This window comes from Bacillus sp. z50 (genome assembly GCF_058313585.1).
Genome location: NZ_JBZFQL010000012.1, coordinates 1 through 15,805 on the forward strand (window position 1 = coordinate 1; position 15,805 = coordinate 15,805).

A 15,805-nucleotide genomic window follows, 5' to 3' on the forward strand; every position below is an offset into this window, starting at 1 on the left:
CGAGTAAGAGTTTTTTAACGGTTAAGTTAATAAGGGCGCACGGTGGATGCCTTGGCACTAGGAGCCGATGAAGGACGGGACTAACACCGATATGCTTCGGGGAGCTGTAAGTAAGCTTTGATCCGGAGATTTCCGAATGGGGAAACCCACTGCCCGTAATGGGGCAGTATCTTACACTGAATTCATAGGTGTATGAAGGCACACCCGGGGAACTGAAACATCTAAGTACCCGGAGGAAGAGAAAGCAAATGCGATTTCCTGAGTAGCGGCGAGCGAAACGGAATCAGCCCAAACCAGATGGCTTGCCATCTGGGGTTGTAGGACACTCATTGTGGAGTTACAAAGGAACGGGGTAGATGAAGCGACCTGGAAAGGTCCGTCAGAGAAGGTAACAACCCTGTAGTCGAAACTTCGTTCCCTCCCGAGTGGATCCTGAGTACGGCGGGACACGAGGAATCCCGTCGGAATCCGGGAGGACCATCTCCCAAGGCTAAATACTCCCTAGTGACCGATAGTGAACCAGTACCGTGAGGGAAAGGTGAAAAGCACCCCGGAAGGGGAGTGAAAGAGATCCTGAAACCGTGTGCCTACAAGTAGTCAGAGCCCTTTTATGGGTGATGGCGTGCCTTTTGTAGAATGAACCGGCGAGTTACGATCCCATGCAAGGTTAAGTTGATGAGACGGAGCCGCAGCGAAAGCGAGTCTGAATAGGGCGTTTGCAGTATGTGGTCGTAGACCCGAAACCAGGTGATCTACCCATGTCCAGGATGAAGTCCAGGTAACACTGGATGGAGGTCCGAACCCACGCACGTTGAAAAGTGCGGGGATGAGGTGTGGGTAGCGGAGAAATTCCAATCGAACCTGGAGATAGCTGGTTCTCTCCGAAATAGCTTTAGGGCTAGCCTCGAGTTTAGAGTCTTGGAGGTAGAGCACTGTTTGGACTAGGGGCCCTCATCGGGTTACCGAATTCAGACAAACTCCGAATGCCAAAGACTTATACTCGGGAGTCAGACTGCGAGTGATAAGATCCGTAGTCAAAAGGGAAACAGCCCAGACCACCAGCTAAGGTCCCAAAGTATACGTTAAGTGGAAAAGGATGTGGAGTTGCCCAGACAACCAGGATGTTGGCTTAGAAGCAGCCACCATTTAAAGAGTGCGTAATAGCTCACTGGTCGAGTGACTCTGCGCCGAAAATGTACCGGGGCTAAACGTATCACCGAAGCTGTGGATGCATACCGTATGGTATGCGTGGTAGGAGAGCGTTCTAAGGGCTGTGAAGCATGACCGGAAGGACATGTGGAGCGCTTAGAAGTGAGAATGCCGGTATGAGTAGCGAAAGAAGGGTGAGAATCCCTTCCACCGAATGCCTAAGGTTTCCTGAGGAAGGCTCGTCCGCTCAGGGTTAGTCGGGACCTAAGCCGAGGCCGAAAGGCGTAGGCGATGGACAACAGGTTGATATTCCTGTACCACCTCTCTTCCATTTGAGTGATGGGGGGACGCAGTAGGATAGGGTAAGCGCGCTGTTGGATATGCGCGTCCAAGCAGTTAGGCCGATGAGCAGGCAAATCCGCTCATCACATAAGGCTGAGCTGTGATGGCGAGGGAACTAGAGTACCGAAGTTCCTGATTCCACACTGCCAAGAAAAGCCTCTAGCGAGGAAGAAGGTGCCCGTACCGCAAACCGACACAGGTAGGCGAGGAGAGAATCCTAAGGTGATCGAGAGAACTCTCGTTAAGGAACTCGGCAAAATGACCCCGTAACTTCGGGAGAAGGGGTGCTCATTAGAGGTTTATAGCCTCGAAGAGCCGCAGTGAAAAGGCCCAGGCGACTGTTTAGCAAAAACACAGGTCTCTGCGAAGCCGCAAGGCGAAGTATAGGGGCTGACGCCTGCCCGGTGCTGGAAGGTTAAGAGGAGCGCTTAGCGCAAGCGAAGGTGCGAATTGAAGCCCCAGTAAACGGCGGCCGTAACTATAACGGTCCTAAGGTAGCGAAATTCCTTGTCGGGTAAGTTCCGACCCGCACGAAAGGCGTAACGATCTGGGCACTGTCTCAACGAGAGACTCGGTGAAATTATAGTACCTGTGAAGATGCAGGTTACCCGCGACAGGACGGAAAGACCCCGTGGAGCTTTACTGCAGCCTGATATTGAATTTTGGTACAGCTTGTACAGGATAGGTAGGAGCCTTTGAAGCCGGAGCGCCAGCTTCGGTGGAGGCATCGGTGGGATACTACCCTGGCTGTATTGACATTCTAACCCGCACCCCTGATCGGGGTGGGAGACAGTGTCAGGTGGGCAGTTTGACTGGGGCGGTCGCCTCCTAAAGAGTAACGGAGGCGCCCAAAGGTTCCCTCAGAATGGTTGGAAATCATTCGCAGAGTGTAAAGGCACAAGGGAGCTTGACTGCGAGACCTACAAGTCGAGCAGGGACGAAAGTCGGGCTTAGTGATCCGGTGGTTCCGCATGGAAGGGCCATCGCTCAACGGATAAAAGCTACCCCGGGGATAACAGGCTTATCTCCCCCAAGAGTCCACATCGACGGGGAGGTTTGGCACCTCGATGTCGGCTCATCGCATCCTGGGGCTGTAGTCGGTCCCAAGGGTTGGGCTGTTCGCCCATTAAAGCGGTACGCGAGCTGGGTTCAGAACGTCGTGAGACAGTTCGGTCCCTATCCGTCGTGGGCGCAGGAAATTTGAGAGGAGCTGTCCTTAGTACGAGAGGACCGGGATGGACGCACCGCTGGTGTACCAGTTGTTCTGCCAAGAGCATAGCTGGGTAGCTACGTGCGGACGGGATAAGTGCTGAAAGCATCTAAGCATGAAGCCCCCCTCGAGATGAGATTTCCCATAGCGCAAGCTAGTAAGAACCCTGAAAGATGATCAGGTTGATAGGTCCGAGGTGGAAGTGTGGTGACACATGGAGCTGACGGATACTAATCGTTCGAGGACTTAACCAAATGAATCAAGCATACTTGCCAAACTTACATTATCCAGTTTTGAAAGAATGATTTCTTTCTAACCAAATAGTCCGGTAATGATGGCGAAGAGGCCACACCCGTTCCCATTCCGAACACGGAAGTTAAGCTCTTCAGCGCCGATGGTAGTTGGGACGCGAGTCCCTGTGAGAGTAGGACGTTGCCGGGCAAATTAAGAAACCAGTTCAGTTGATGAGCTGGTTTTTTTTGTGTTGTTTTTAAGACTGAAGGATACCTTCGAACGTTTGTTGAGAAGAAGGTACCGAGTGTTATGAGAAATAGCAGAAAGGTGTGTATGATCCATATTGGACGGATGCAGGGAATAGAAAGGGAAACATGGCATAAACGATTTTTACTTAATTCCTAACTATCAAACTCTTTGCATTGCCACACTGACCTATTTATTAGACATTCTCTATATACAATCTAACCACTCCGATATCAAGAATGGGATTTTAATTTCAGCTATACTCATTAAGCTATTGATAAAGGGAAGATCATAAAAGGGCATCTCCTTAAATAAGTCTGACCACCACTCCGTTTCATATCGGGAAATCATACTGAGGTTATACAATAGTAAATAAAGTATTAAAAGATCTGGTAAGGTAGAGGCTAATCCTTCTTTTTGTAAGGAAAGATGGAATGTGTCCGAATGTATATTAAATCTAAAAGGTACATCCCCAAGTATCGGAAGGTATGCTTTTTTAAAATGCAGATGCAATCTCTTCTCTCCATCCTGATGTATTTCCTGTATAGGTAGCTCCCACTTGGAGTTAAGAAAGTCCTTAAAACGTTCTGAGGTCATTTTATACTGATCCAAAACGATAGTCGGTAGATGGACTACAGTGTGTTCTTTGTTAAAAAGAACTTCAATACTTGTACATTTATTTTTTAATCTTTTAAAAAGGATTCCAAGCTCAGGGATTTCCTGAAGTATATCAATCATTGCTATTTTTTCGTTCTCCAATTGCTTTATTCCATATATCTTCTCGGCTGTGTGAGTAAATAATCCATGGCGCTGAATTTTAATTTCATCAAAAAGAAATTCGTATTGTTGTTTTTTCTTTTTCCTTGTGGATACCCCATGAGATAAGACAGCGGTTGTTTCCGGATAAAGCGGATCAACAACTAATAGACATGCCTTTAAAAAATGAGTAAACCCATAGTATAAAAGAAGCGGTTTTAGCTGAATAGGAAGAGTATCCAACTGTTTAAAATAAAGTATTCCAGTCTCAAGATAAGATATAAATTTGTTACAGTTATCGTAACTATATGTATCAGCATTCAGTAGTCCTAATTTATTATAGGCGTTTTTTAAGTATTTCTGTGTGTAGTTTGTTGAATAATAAGGTGAGAACAGATGATTATAATCATATTGTTGTTTGGACATAACTACCCCTCTTTAATTGTTTGAATATTTAAACTAGTTACTTTTTCCTTGACAGTAGTTTGTCCAATTGTTAATCTACAAATAAATTTTTTTGGGAATGGAGGACATAATATGTGGAAAGATAAATTTTCCAAAGAAGGCTTAACCTTTGATGATGTATTACTTATACCAGGTAAATCTGAAGTGTTACCTAAGGATGTATCACTAAAGGTGAGTTTAGCAGACAACTTAGCCCTAAACATTCCTATAATTAGTGCGGGTATGGATACAGTAACTGAGTCTGAGATGGCTATAGCAATGGCTAGACAAGGCGGACTGGGTGTTATTCATAAGAACATGTCTATTGAACAACAAGCTGAACAGGTTGATAAAGTAAAGCGTTCCGAAAATGGTGTCATAACAAAGCCATTTTTCTTAACTCCAGAAAACCAGGTTTACGATGCGGAGCATTTAATGGGCAAATATAGAATATCTGGTGTTCCGATTGTTAACAACAAGGAAGAAAAGAAATTGGTAGGTATTATAACAAACCGTGATATGCGCTTTATTCGCGATTACTCCATGCGTATTGATGATGTTATGACAAAGGAAAACTTGGTAACAGCTCCTGTGGGAACTAATCTAGAAGAGGCGCAGAAAATTCTACAGCAATATAAAATTGAAAAGCTCCCTCTAGTAGATGAAGAGGGTACACTTCAAGGCTTAATCACTATTAAAGATATTGAAAAAATAATTGAATTCCCAAGATCAGCAAAAGACAAATACGGAAGATTACTTGTAGCTGCTGCTGTAGGTGTTACATCTGATACTATGAAAAGGGTAGAGATGCTGGTTAGCGCAGATGTAGATGCGATTGTACTGGATACAGCGCACGGCCACTCTAAGGGTGTACTTGATAAGGTACGTGAAATTAGAGAAACATTCCCTGAGTTGACTATTATTGCAGGGAACGTTGCAACTGCTGAGGGTACAAGAGCGTTAATTGAGGCTGGAGCTGATATTGTAAAAGTAGGTATTGGACCTGGTTCTATTTGTACAACACGGGTCGTTGCTGGTGTAGGTGTGCCACAAATCACTGCCATTTATGATTGTGCAACTGAAGCAAGAAAGCACGGTAAGTCGATTATTGCAGATGGTGGTATTAAATACTCTGGTGATGTTGCTAAAGCATTAGCAGCAGGCGGACATGCCGTTATGCTGGGCAGCTTATTAGCAGGAGTGACTGAAAGTCCGGGAGACACTGAAATCTTCCAAGGCAGAAGATTTAAAGTATACAGAGGCATGGGTTCAGTAGCAGCAATGGAAAAAGGATCTAAGGATCGTTACTTCCAGGAAGATGCGAAGAAATTTGTTCCTGAAGGTATAGAAGGAAGAATTCCTTATAAAGGTCCATTAGCTGATACGATTTATCAGCTTATCGGTGGTCTTCGTGCAGGTATGGGTTATTGCGGAACGAAAGATTTAGAAGAGCTCAGAGAGAATTCACAATTTGTCAGAATGACTGGAGCTGGATTAAAAGAAAGTCATCCGCATGATGTACAAATTACAAAAGAGGCACCGAACTATTCCTATAACTAAGTTATCAAGCACTAAAGAAAAGATGGCAGAGTATCTTTATACTCTGTCTATTTTTTTTAGTCCTTTTATGATACAATAACAAAAGTGTTTAATCGACAATCATTGATAATCAGGGGGGATATACTTGAGACAGGCAAAACAATTAACTTCTTTACTTGCTGTATTAACATTACTTGTTACATTTGTTTTTCCATTCACGAATACTACTGCATATGCCGAAGACGAGCTAGGACTGAGTGCTGAGGCAGCAATACTAATAGATGCGACTAGTGGAAAGATTCTTTACGAAAAAAATTCTGATAAGGTGCTTGGCGTAGCATCCATGTCAAAAATGATGACAGAGTATCTTGTATTAGAAGCTATTGAAGACGGGAAAATTAAGTGGGATCAAACTGTTACAATTGACGAATATGTACATAAACTCTCAGGAGCTCCAGGTTTATCGAATATAGGTTTGACACAAGGTGAAGCTTATACTGTTAAAGAGCTTTACGAGGCAATGGCCATATTCTCAGGTAATGCTGCTACAGTAGCTCTCGCACAAGTGGTTGGCGGTACTGAAAAGAATTTCGTGAAATTAATGAATGAGAAAGCCGAAGAGTTAGGTTTGAAAGACTATAAATTCGTTAACTCGTCCGGTTTAAATAACTCAAGCCTGCTTGGCCAGCATCCTGCAGGTGAAGAGAATGATGAAAATCTTATGTCAGCACGTGCAACTGCTAAGTTGGCATATCATTTAGTAACAGACTATCCTGAGGTGATAGATACTGCTAAAAAGCCAGAATTAAAATTTAAAGATGGCAAAACATATAAAAATTTCAACTGGATGTTGCCAGGATTGATTGCAGAGTATAATGGTGTAGATGGATTAAAGACCGGTTCTACAGAATTCGCCGGCAACTGTTTCACTGCAACAGCTGAAAGAGATGGAAAAAGATATATCTCAGTTGTGATGAAAGCAGACAGTAAAATGTCACGTTTTTCAGAAACTGAAAAAATACTTAACTATGCTTTTAATAACTTCTCCACAGAGGAGATTGTAGAAAAAGGATATCAAGTAAAAGGTCAAAAAACACTACCTGTTGCAAAAGGGAAAGAAAAGTCTGTAGCTATTGAGACAAACAAGGCAATTAACCTTATTGTAAAAAATGGCGAAAAGGAAAATCTTAAGACTAAACTAGTATTAGATAAGGACAAGCTTGATGAAGATGGCAACCTGGTGGCTCCAGTGAAAAAAGGAGATAAGGTTGGTTATCTAACTCTTGAATCCGACAAGAGTGATCTTGGCTTCTTAACAGAGGAAGGGCAAAAGAATATCAGCGTTGATGTTGTAGCTGCTGAAACTGTTGAAAAGTCAAACTGGTTTGTATTATCCATGAGATCAATCGGAGGCTTCTTCGGTGATATGTGGGATAGTATCACTGGAGCAGTTAAAGGTTTATTCTAAAATTTTATTTTTATGATTGAATATAGTTGCGCGAAGAGTGTATGATAGTTAATAGAATATTAAATGAATAAACGAATAGCGTTGATGAGAACCAGTAATCAGAGTAGCATATCTGAAGAGAGCCAGTGGGTGGTGCAAACTGGCGATATCGTCTGATGAATCCATCTCGGAGCAGGATATCGAAATCTTAAAGGAGAATAAATATCCTCGGTTTTAAAAGCCGTTATCTTATGAGGTGGTAGGCATTTATATAAAATGCCTATAACTAGGGTGGCAACGCGGATAAAACTTCCGTCCCTTTTAGGGACGGGAGTTTTTTGTTTGTTTACAATAATTTAAAAGGAGGAATTTAGTATGCTTGATGTAAAACTATTGCGTGCAAACCTTGAAGAAGTTAAGGAAAAGCTAAAACACCGTGGGGAAGATTTGAATGATCTAGATAAATTTGAGGATCTCGATAAACGCCGCAGAGAATTAATTGTTGAAACTGAACAGTTAAAAAGCAGAAGAAATGAAGTCTCCCAACAAATTGCTATGCTGAAAAAAGAGAAAAAGGATGCCGATGCGTTAATTATTGAAATGCGTGAGGTTGGCGAAAAAATAAAAGGCTTCGATCAGGAATTGCGTACAATTGAAGAAGAACTGGATTCAATTATGATGACTATCCCTAATATCCCGCATGAAAGTGTTCCTGTCGGAGATTCTGAGGATGAAAACGTTGAGGCGCGAAAGTGGGGAGAAGTGAGAGACTTTGGATTCGAGCCAAAGCCACACTGGGAGATAGCTGCTGATTTAGGAATCATTGATTTTGAACGCGCTGGAAAAGTTACAGGAAGCCGCTTTGTATTTTACAAAGGATTAGGAGCAAGACTTGAACGTGCTTTAGCAAGCTTTATGTTAGATCTACACGTTGAAGAACATGGTTATACAGAAATGCTTCCGCCTTACATAGTTAATCGTGCAAGCATGACAGGTACGGGCCAGCTGCCTAAATTTGAAGAGGATGCTTTCTTAATTAACAGTGAGGATTACTTCTTAGTTCCTACTGCTGAAGTTCCAGTTACGAACTATCACCGCGATGAAATACTATCTGGTGATGAACTGCCAATAAGCTATGCTGCTTACAGTGCTTGTTTCCGATCTGAAGCAGGATCTGCAGGTCGTGATACACGTGGATTAATTCGCCAGCATCAATTTAACAAAGTAGAGCTCGTTAAATTTGTAAGACCAGAGGATTCTTATGAAGAATTGGAAAAACTAACAGGCCATGCGGAAAAAGTTCTGCAATTGCTTGGGCTTCCATACCGTGTGTTAAAAATGTGTACGGCAGATCTTGGTTTCACAGCAGCTAAAAAATATGATTTAGAAGTTTGGATTCCAAGCTATGAGACGTATCGTGAAATTTCTTCTTGCAGTAATTTTGAAGCCTTCCAGGCTCGTCGTGCCAATATTCGTTTCCGCAGAGATATAAACGCTAAGCCTGAGCATGTTCACACATTAAATGGATCTGGCCTAGCGATTGGACGTACTGTTGCTGCAATCCTTGAAAATTATCAGCAGGAAGATGGATCTGTATTAATTCCAGAAGCTCTTCAACCTTATATGGGTGGAAAAAAAGTTATCACAAAAGCTTAAGATGAAGAGCATTCACAAACTGCTGATATGGGGAAGGGTGCTAAAGTCCATTTGAAGGACTGTGTTGGAATCGATCCCTTCGCCAAATAATAAGTATAACTAACAAAGGGATATCCACATCCGCCAAGTTTGGCATGTGGATATCCCTTTTTATATAAAAATGAGTGCTCCTTAAAAGTTAGGCATTAATCTGCCTTTTAAGGGATGTTTATATAGATATTTTTTAATAGGAGATAATGCATTGAAGTGGTCAAAATATATTTAATTGGATTCGAATAAGTTATATAGCCTTAAGCGCAGGAATAGCTCAATCTGTTTTAGGTGGGTGGGGAGAGCACGTAGGATAGGGATTTTGAGAAATAACTGGCGGACTATATCTAATAGTAGAATGACAATGAAGATAAAATTAAAGACCTGATTCCGGTAAGAATAGCGAAATCAGGTCCTTTAAGCAGCCCTAATAGGTCAAACCTTCTAGGTAGTATAAAATGTAATATTTTAAAATACCTTTTTCAATTTTCCAGATTGCTGAATTTGTTCTGATACACGTTCAAGAATATCGTGAACAGCATTTGGATCTTCAGCTAAATCATAATCTTTAATATTTAATCGCAATATTGGGCAAGCATTGAAGGAATTAATCCACTTTTCATATCTTCCATGCATTTCCTCCCAATATTCTACAGGAGTTTGCTGCTCCATTTCTCTGCCGCGCAATTGAATACGGTTAAGAATATCATCCAGGGAGCCTTCCAGATAAATAAGTAAATCTGGATGCGGAAAATATGGAGTCATCACCATAGCTTCAAAAAGACTTGTATAGGTTTCATAATCTGTTGGATTCATGGTTCCTTTGTCATAATGCATTTTTGCGAAGATGCCTGTATCCTCATAAATAGAGCGGTCTTGAATAAAACCACCGCCATATTCGAAAATACGTTTTTGCTCTTTATAGCGTTCTGCTAAGAAATAGATTTGAAGATGGAAGCTCCAACGTGAAAAGTCAGCATAAAAACTGTCAAGATAAGGATTAGTATCTACCTTTTCAAAGGAAGTACGAAAATCGAGTTCTTCTGCTAATGCTTTTGTTAATGTAGATTTTCCAACGCCGACAGTACCGGCTACAGTAATAACAGCACTTTTAGGGATTTGATATTTAGGATGAAGAATCATGAACAAACTCCTTTTTGCAGTTGATTAGATACAGACGTTAAGATCAAATCCAGGTCTTCTTTTCTTAGGATGAAGTCCATTTCATCACCATTAAAGCGAAGTACCGGGATATCAGGATGAGCTGCTTCAAATTCATTCATGAATTGAGCGTAGTCTTCTGATAACTGCATTAAATATTTTTCACTTATATTTTTCTCAAATTCTCTGCCGCGGAGTGCAATTCGATGCATTAGCGTTTCAATACTTGCGTCCAGATAAATGACCATATTAGGTCTTGGCATATCCATAGTTAGTATGGAGTATATGTCTTTGTACTTGCTGAATTGAGACTCTTGTATGGTTCTTTGGGCAAAGATGAGATTTTTAAAGATATGATAATCTGCTACGACGGGTTGATTATTTTGGATATACTTTACTTGAATATCCTCTAATTGTTTATAACGATTACATAGGAAGAACATTTCTGTTTGAAAGCTCCATTCCTGAATATCATCATAGAATTTATCTAAAAACGGATTTTCATCAACTATTTCCTTTAGCAGCTTATATTGAAAATGGCTGGCTATTGCTTTCGCCAATGAAGTTTTCCCCACACCAATGGGACCTTCAACAGTAATAAATGGGGTATGGTTCATATGAGGTCCTCCTTACCTTTATGTTACTCTTTTCTAAAGACCGAGTATTATTGTACCATATAGACTTAAGAATTCATTATAAATAATATTGATAAATAAAGTCCATATTTTTATAATCCTACTGTTTAAGGGGTTTTAGCAAAATGAATGATGATAAATTTTTTATGCAAGAAGCAATTGAACAAGCAAAAGCTGCACAAGACAGTAATGAAGTTCCGATTGGAGCGGTTATTGTTAAAGATGGAAAGATCATTGCTCGTGGGCATAATCTGAGAGAGACGAATCAAAGTGCTACCGCCCATGCTGAAATTCTAGCAATCCAGAATGCTTGCGAGAAATTGGGTACATGGCGACTTGAAGGGGCATCCCTATATGTTACATTGGAACCTTGCCCGATGTGTGCCGGTGCTATTTTGATGTCTCGTGTTGATCGGGTAGTATATGGTGCAAATGATCCAAAAGCAGGCTGTGCGGGAACATTTATGAATCTCCTCGATGATTCACGTTTTAACCATCAATGTGAGGTAATTACAGGGGTATGTGAAGAGGAGTGCAGTCACTTATTAACATCCTTTTTTAGAGACTTAAGGGAAAAGAAGAAACTCGCAAAGAGAAATAGACAGTCGGAAAACAATGGATGAATTTACAGGTTCAAGATATTGCATTTTTATTTATTTATAGGTATACTAATTTATGCGTCAGTAAAGACGCCTAATATTGGTTTCAAATTTGCCGTGCTAGGTGGGAAGGTAGCGGTGTCCTGTACTTGCAATCCGCTCTAGCAAGACGGAATTCCCTCCCTCGGTAGGTACTCTGTAGGGTCTGACCTTTGTAAGTGGTGTTGACGTCTGGGTCCTGCGCAATGGGAACTTATGAACCCTGTCAGGTCCGGAAGGAAGCAGCAGTAAGTAAGACCTCTCATGTGCCGCAGGGCAGCCTGGACTGAGCTAACTGCACTGGTTCCGCTTATGGATATCTATCAACGGAGGGTGCACGGCAGTTATTTACATAAAAAGATTAAAACCATTCGTTTAAAGAATGGTTTTTTTTATGCATTTTTGCCGTTTGTAAATGTCACTATTTACGATATAATATAAGGGATTATGTAAGGAAGGGGCAGGAATATTGGGTTATCAAGCATTATACCGAGTTTGGCGTCCTCAGGCTTTTGAAGATGTGATCGGTCAGGAACATGTTACTAAAACGCTCCAAAATGCCCTGCTGCACCAAAAAATATCCCATGCTTACCTTTTTTCAGGTCCACGTGGGACAGGTAAAACAAGTGCAGCGAAAATATTAGCGAAAGCAGTTAACTGTGAGCATGCCCCAGTTCAGGAGCCATGTAATGAATGTGCATCATGCAGGGGTATAACAGATGGTTCGATCTCTGATGTATTAGAAATTGACGCAGCCTCCAATAATGGAGTTGAAGAAATTAGAGATATACGTGATAAGGTAAAATATGCGCCTTCATCGGTTAAGTACAAAGTGTATATCATTGATGAAGTCCATATGTTGTCAACTGGGGCCTTCAACGCTTTACTGAAAACACTTGAAGAACCACCGGCTCATGTTATATTCATTTTAGCTACTACCGAGCCACATAAAATTCCTCTCACTATTATTTCAAGATGTCAACGCTTCGATTTCAAACGCATCACTCCACAGGATATTGTCGGAAGGATGGAAAGAATCTTAACTGAAACCGGCATTTCATACGATCAGAATGCATTATTGGTTATCGCAAGAGCGGCAGAAGGCGGTATGAGGGATGCCTTGAGTTTGCTGGACCAGGCCATATCATTTGGTTCCGACAACATTACATTAGAGGATGCACTGACCGTTACTGGAGCTGTTTCACAATCCTTTTTAACTAAGATTGTAAGTGCAATCTATAAGAGAGAGACAGCCGAAGCATTAAATCAACTCCAGGAATTACTAGCTTTAGGGAAAGATCCAATTCGTTTTGTTGAAGATATGATTCTGTATTTTCGGGACATGCTCCTATTTCAGGCGGCACCAGAGCTCGAGGATTCAATGGAAAGAGTTTATATAGATCAAGATTTTAAAGAACTTGCTGAAAACATTTCGTCAGATCAACTTCATTTTTGGATTGATCAATGGAATCGTTCTATTCAGGAAATGAAGTGGTCCAGTCACCCTAGAATATTTTTGGAGGTTTTGTTGGTAAAGCTTTGCCAAAGTGAACCGGAAAGCAGCAAGAGTTCAGTTACAGACGACACGATTCAAAAACTAATGAATAAAATCAATCAACTGGAAACTCAGTTAAACACCATACGTGAAAATGGAGTTGCGATTAATAAAGACTCAGCTCCTGCTAAAGAAAAGGCTAAAGTAACAACAAACCGATCCTTTAAAGTGCCGGTAGGACGAGTTAACGATATATTAAAAAGAGCAACCAAGCCCGATTTATTAAAGATAAAAAGCAATTGGGGTGGAATGCTTGAATCGCTGAAAAAATCACAGGCGGCATTATTAAATGATGCAGAACCTGTAGCTGCCTCTAATGATGCTTTTGTGTTAAAATTCAAATATGAAATTCATTGCCAAATGGCTATGAATAATCAGGAGTTCATCAGTGGTTTAAAGGGTACACTACAGCAAGTGACAGGCAATCTATACGATATTGTTGGCATTCCGGAAGAAAGCTGGCATAAAATTCGCCAGGAGTTTGTTTCTACTCAAAAACAAGACCAACCGGAATCTCAAGAGACAAATGAGGAAACAGAAGATCCGCTGATTTTTAAAGCAAGAGAACTTTTCGGCGATGAACTTTTAGAAATAAAAGATTAATTTTATGGAGGTAACAATATGCGCGGAATGGGCAATATGCAAAATATGATGAAACAAATGCAAAAAATGCAAAAGAAAATGGCGGAGGCTCAAGAAGAGCTTGGTCAAAAACGAATCGAAGGTACAGCTGGCGGAGGCATGGTGACAGTTATAGCTACAGGCCATAAAGAAATCGTTGATGTGAAAATCAAAGAAGAAGTAGTGGATCCTGACGATATCGAAATGTTGCAGGACCTTGTGCTTGCAGCTACAAATGACGCATTAAGAAAAGTGGATGAAATGACAAATAACACAATGGGTCAATTCACTAAAGGGTTAAATTTACCGCCAGGATTCATGTAAGGAGAAAAATTATGCATTATCCTGAACCGATATCCAAATTAATAGACAGTTTTATGAAATTGCCAGGTATTGGCCCGAAAACGGCCGCCAGACTGGCATTTTTTGTTTTGGACATGAAGGAAGACACAGTACTGGACTTTGCAAAAGCATTAGTTAATGCAAAGAGAAATTTAATGTATTGTTCTGTATGTGGTCATATTACTGATAAAGATCCTTGTTATATTTGTGATGATAATTATCGAGACAAATCTATTATTTGTGTCATACAAGAACCAAAAGATGTAATTGCTATGGAGAAAATGAGAGAATTTAATGGACTTTATCATGTGTTGCACGGCAGTATTTCTCCAATGGATGGAATAGGACCCGAAGATATAAATATTCCAAGCCTATTGAAGAGATTGCAGGATGAAACGGTAAAGGAAGTTATTCTGGCTACAAACCCTAATATTGAAGGAGAAGCAACAGCTATGTATATCTCCAGACTACTAAAACCAACTGGTATAAAGGTCACTCGTATTGCTCACGGTCTTCCAGTTGGCGGTGACTTGGAATATGCAGATGAGGTTACCTTATCAAAAGCTATCGAGGGTAGAAGAGAATTGTAACGATTGTAAGGAGGAAATACCTTGTTGTTTCGTAGAAAAGGAAAGCTGCGCAAGGAATTTGATGAAAAGCTTCTGGAGGATATCGGTACGATGAAGGTGAATTGGTTTAACCATAAAAGCCTTATCGAGACGAGTTACGATCCTTCATTTGATACAATCTCCCAAGCAAAGTTGAGTGAATTAAAGTATTATTATTTATTTAAAGAAGCGCGGAAACGGAAAATATCGGTCAAATAGGGTGTTGAGCACTAAATGATTGTTCTAATTTAATGGCCTGTCTCATACAGTATGAACAAATACTTGGGAGGGGTTTAATTGGAACATGGTGTATTTATTGCTGTTGTTGTCGGTATGATTCTTTTATTATTCCTAGTTGGAACACCTTTTAAGCCATTAAGGATGCTGGGACGTTTTTCAGTCAAGCTGATTATGGGAGCCGTTATATTATATATTGTTAATATAGTAGGCGGAAAATATGGGATGCATATCCCGATTAATCCATCCACTACTCTTGTATCTGGAATTTTAGGATTCCCTGGAGTTGCAGCTTTAATAGTAATTCAAAAATGGATTATCTCCTGAAAAGTTAGGCTGCAATCAGCAGTCTAACTTTTTTTGAAAAAAGTATTGCAATATAGATATGTAAGTGATATATTAATAAACGTCGCTGCTGCAGTAAATAACATGAAGCAAGCGATAAAGGAAAAATAAAAAAGTTGTTGACAAAAGGTTGCTAACTTGATATGATAGATAAGTCGCCAAAACGACAACAAAACAGATTGTTCTTTGAAAACTAAACAAAACGAAACGCCAAGCAAGTCTAAAAACAAGAGATTTTTAAAATCTCGTCAATTTGCTTTAAAATTTAGCTAGATCAAACATCTTTCGGAGAGTTTGATCCTGGCTCAGGACGAACGCTGGCGGCGTGCCTAATACATGCAAGTCGAGCGAATCTGAGGGAGCTTGCTCCCAACGATTAGCGGCGGACGGGTGAGTAACACGTGGGCAACCTGCCCCTAAGATTGGGATAACTCCGGGAAACCGGTGCTAATACCGAATAGTTTCCAACACCTCATGGTGTTGGAAGGAAAGTTGGCTTCGGCTAACACTTAGGGATGGGCCCGCGGCGCATTAGCTAGTTGGTGAGGTAACGGCTCACCAAGGCAACGATGCGTAGCCGACCTGAGAGGGTGATCGGCCACACTGGGAC

12 protein-coding genes, 3 rRNA genes, 1 other RNA gene and 1 other annotated feature are annotated in these 15,805 nt (G+C 41.1%); of the genes, 13 read left to right on the forward strand and 3 right to left on the reverse strand.

Annotated features, from left to right (window positions below; all coding sequences use genetic code 11):
- The first annotated feature begins 19 nt into the window (after window positions 1-19).
- Together AC4G3N_RS19030 and rrf are read left to right on the forward strand one after the other, a co-directional pair.
- A 23S ribosomal RNA gene (locus AC4G3N_RS19030) occupies window positions 20-2,955 on the forward strand.
- A 70-nt stretch (window positions 2,956-3,025) separates the two neighbouring features.
- A 5S ribosomal RNA gene (rrf, locus tag AC4G3N_RS19035) occupies window positions 3,026-3,142 on the forward strand.
- A gap of 246 nt (window positions 3,143-3,388) precedes the next feature.
- Here the strand turns inward: rrf and AC4G3N_RS19040 are convergent.
- Window positions 3,389-4,363: a YaaC family protein gene (locus tag AC4G3N_RS19040; RefSeq protein ID WP_491091024.1), complete on the reverse strand. Its 975-nt coding sequence runs from the start codon at window positions 4,361-4,363 to the stop codon at window positions 3,389-3,391.
- A gap of 111 nt (window positions 4,364-4,474) precedes the next feature.
- On the opposite strand from AC4G3N_RS19040, the gene guaB reads away from it, so the two are divergent.
- From guaB to serS, 3 genes are all read left to right on the forward strand, one after another.
- On the forward strand, window positions 4,475-5,941 hold the full coding sequence (guaB, locus tag AC4G3N_RS19045; protein ID WP_066103306.1) for an IMP dehydrogenase: 1,467 nt from the start codon (window positions 4,475-4,477) through the stop codon (window positions 5,939-5,941).
- Window positions 5,942-6,065: 124 nt separating this feature from the next.
- Entirely contained in the window at window positions 6,066-7,388 is a 1,323-nt protein-coding gene (locus tag AC4G3N_RS19050; protein WP_491091026.1) for a serine hydrolase, read from the forward strand.
- A 72-nt stretch (window positions 7,389-7,460) separates the two neighbouring features.
- Window positions 7,461-7,690: a binding site (T-box leader), on the forward strand.
- Window positions 7,691-7,742: 52 nt separating this feature from the next.
- Entirely contained in the window at window positions 7,743-9,023 is a 1,281-nt protein-coding gene (gene serS, locus AC4G3N_RS19055; protein ID WP_066103313.1) for a serine--tRNA ligase, read from the forward strand.
- A gap of 498 nt (window positions 9,024-9,521) precedes the next feature.
- Here the strand turns inward: serS and AC4G3N_RS19060 are convergent, their stop codons facing one another.
- Entirely contained in the window at window positions 9,522-10,196 is a 675-nt protein-coding gene (locus AC4G3N_RS19060) for a deoxynucleoside kinase (RefSeq protein ID WP_066103316.1), read from the reverse strand.
- Window positions 10,193-10,831, reverse strand: a complete 639-nt coding sequence (locus AC4G3N_RS19065) for a deoxynucleoside kinase (protein WP_066103319.1) — start codon at window positions 10,829-10,831, stop codon at window positions 10,193-10,195. The genes AC4G3N_RS19060 and AC4G3N_RS19065 overlap by 4 nt, the downstream gene beginning before the upstream one ends.
- Window positions 10,832-10,974: 143 nt before the next feature.
- Here AC4G3N_RS19065 and tadA point away from each other — a divergent pair, with 143 nt between their 5' ends.
- From tadA to AC4G3N_RS19105, 8 genes are all read left to right on the forward strand, one after another.
- Window positions 10,975-11,472, forward strand: coding sequence for a tRNA adenosine(34) deaminase TadA (gene tadA / locus AC4G3N_RS19070; RefSeq protein ID WP_066103321.1), 498 nt, complete (start codon window positions 10,975-10,977; stop codon window positions 11,470-11,472).
- A gap of 91 nt (window positions 11,473-11,563) precedes the next feature.
- Window positions 11,564-11,828: signal recognition particle sRNA large type (gene ffs / locus AC4G3N_RS19075), an RNA gene on the forward strand.
- A 128-nt stretch (window positions 11,829-11,956) separates the two neighbouring features.
- A complete protein-coding gene (gene dnaX, locus AC4G3N_RS19080; protein WP_066103322.1) occupies window positions 11,957-13,645 on the forward strand; it encodes a DNA polymerase III subunit gamma/tau in 1,689 nt (562 codons plus the stop codon).
- Window positions 13,646-13,663: 18 nt separating this feature from the next.
- A complete protein-coding gene (locus AC4G3N_RS19085; protein ID WP_066103325.1) occupies window positions 13,664-13,987 on the forward strand; it encodes a YbaB/EbfC family nucleoid-associated protein in 324 nt (107 codons plus the stop codon).
- Window positions 13,988-13,998: 11 nt separating this feature from the next.
- A complete protein-coding gene (recR, locus tag AC4G3N_RS19090) occupies window positions 13,999-14,595 on the forward strand; it encodes a recombination mediator RecR (RefSeq protein ID WP_066103328.1) in 597 nt (198 codons plus the stop codon).
- A gap of 21 nt (window positions 14,596-14,616) precedes the next feature.
- A complete protein-coding gene (locus AC4G3N_RS19095; RefSeq protein WP_066103333.1) occupies window positions 14,617-14,832 on the forward strand; it encodes a YaaL family protein in 216 nt (71 codons plus the stop codon).
- Between the two features lie 78 nt (window positions 14,833-14,910).
- Window positions 14,911-15,177: a pro-sigmaK processing inhibitor BofA family protein gene (locus AC4G3N_RS19100; protein ID WP_066103336.1), complete on the forward strand. Its 267-nt coding sequence runs from the start codon at window positions 14,911-14,913 to the stop codon at window positions 15,175-15,177.
- Between the two features lie 300 nt (window positions 15,178-15,477).
- Window positions 15,478-15,805: ribosomal RNA gene (locus tag AC4G3N_RS19105) — 16S ribosomal RNA — on the forward strand; the annotation flags it as partial.

Excerpts from the sequence above, each read along its gene's own strand:
- tadA (WP_066103321.1), top strand. The coding sequence starts at position 10,975 with ATGAATGATGATAAATTTTTTATGCAAGAAGCAATTGAACAAGCAAAA.
- serS (WP_066103313.1), top strand. The coding sequence starts at position 7,743 with ATGCTTGATGTAAAACTATTGCGTGCAAACCTTGAAGAAGTTAAGGAA.
- AC4G3N_RS19040 (WP_491091024.1), bottom strand. The coding sequence starts at position 4,363 with ATGTCCAAACAACAATATGATTATAATCATCTGTTCTCACCTTATTAT.
- AC4G3N_RS19085 (WP_066103325.1), top strand. The coding sequence starts at position 13,664 with ATGCGCGGAATGGGCAATATGCAAAATATGATGAAACAAATGCAAAAA.
- recR (WP_066103328.1), top strand. The coding sequence starts at position 13,999 with ATGCATTATCCTGAACCGATATCCAAATTAATAGACAGTTTTATGAAA.
- guaB (WP_066103306.1), top strand. The coding sequence starts at position 4,475 with ATGTGGAAAGATAAATTTTCCAAAGAAGGCTTAACCTTTGATGATGTA.
- AC4G3N_RS19065 (WP_066103319.1), bottom strand. The coding sequence starts at position 10,831 with ATGAACCATACCCCATTTATTACTGTTGAAGGTCCCATTGGTGTGGGG.
- AC4G3N_RS19060 (WP_066103316.1), bottom strand. The coding sequence starts at position 10,196 with ATGATTCTTCATCCTAAATATCAAATCCCTAAAAGTGCTGTTATTACT.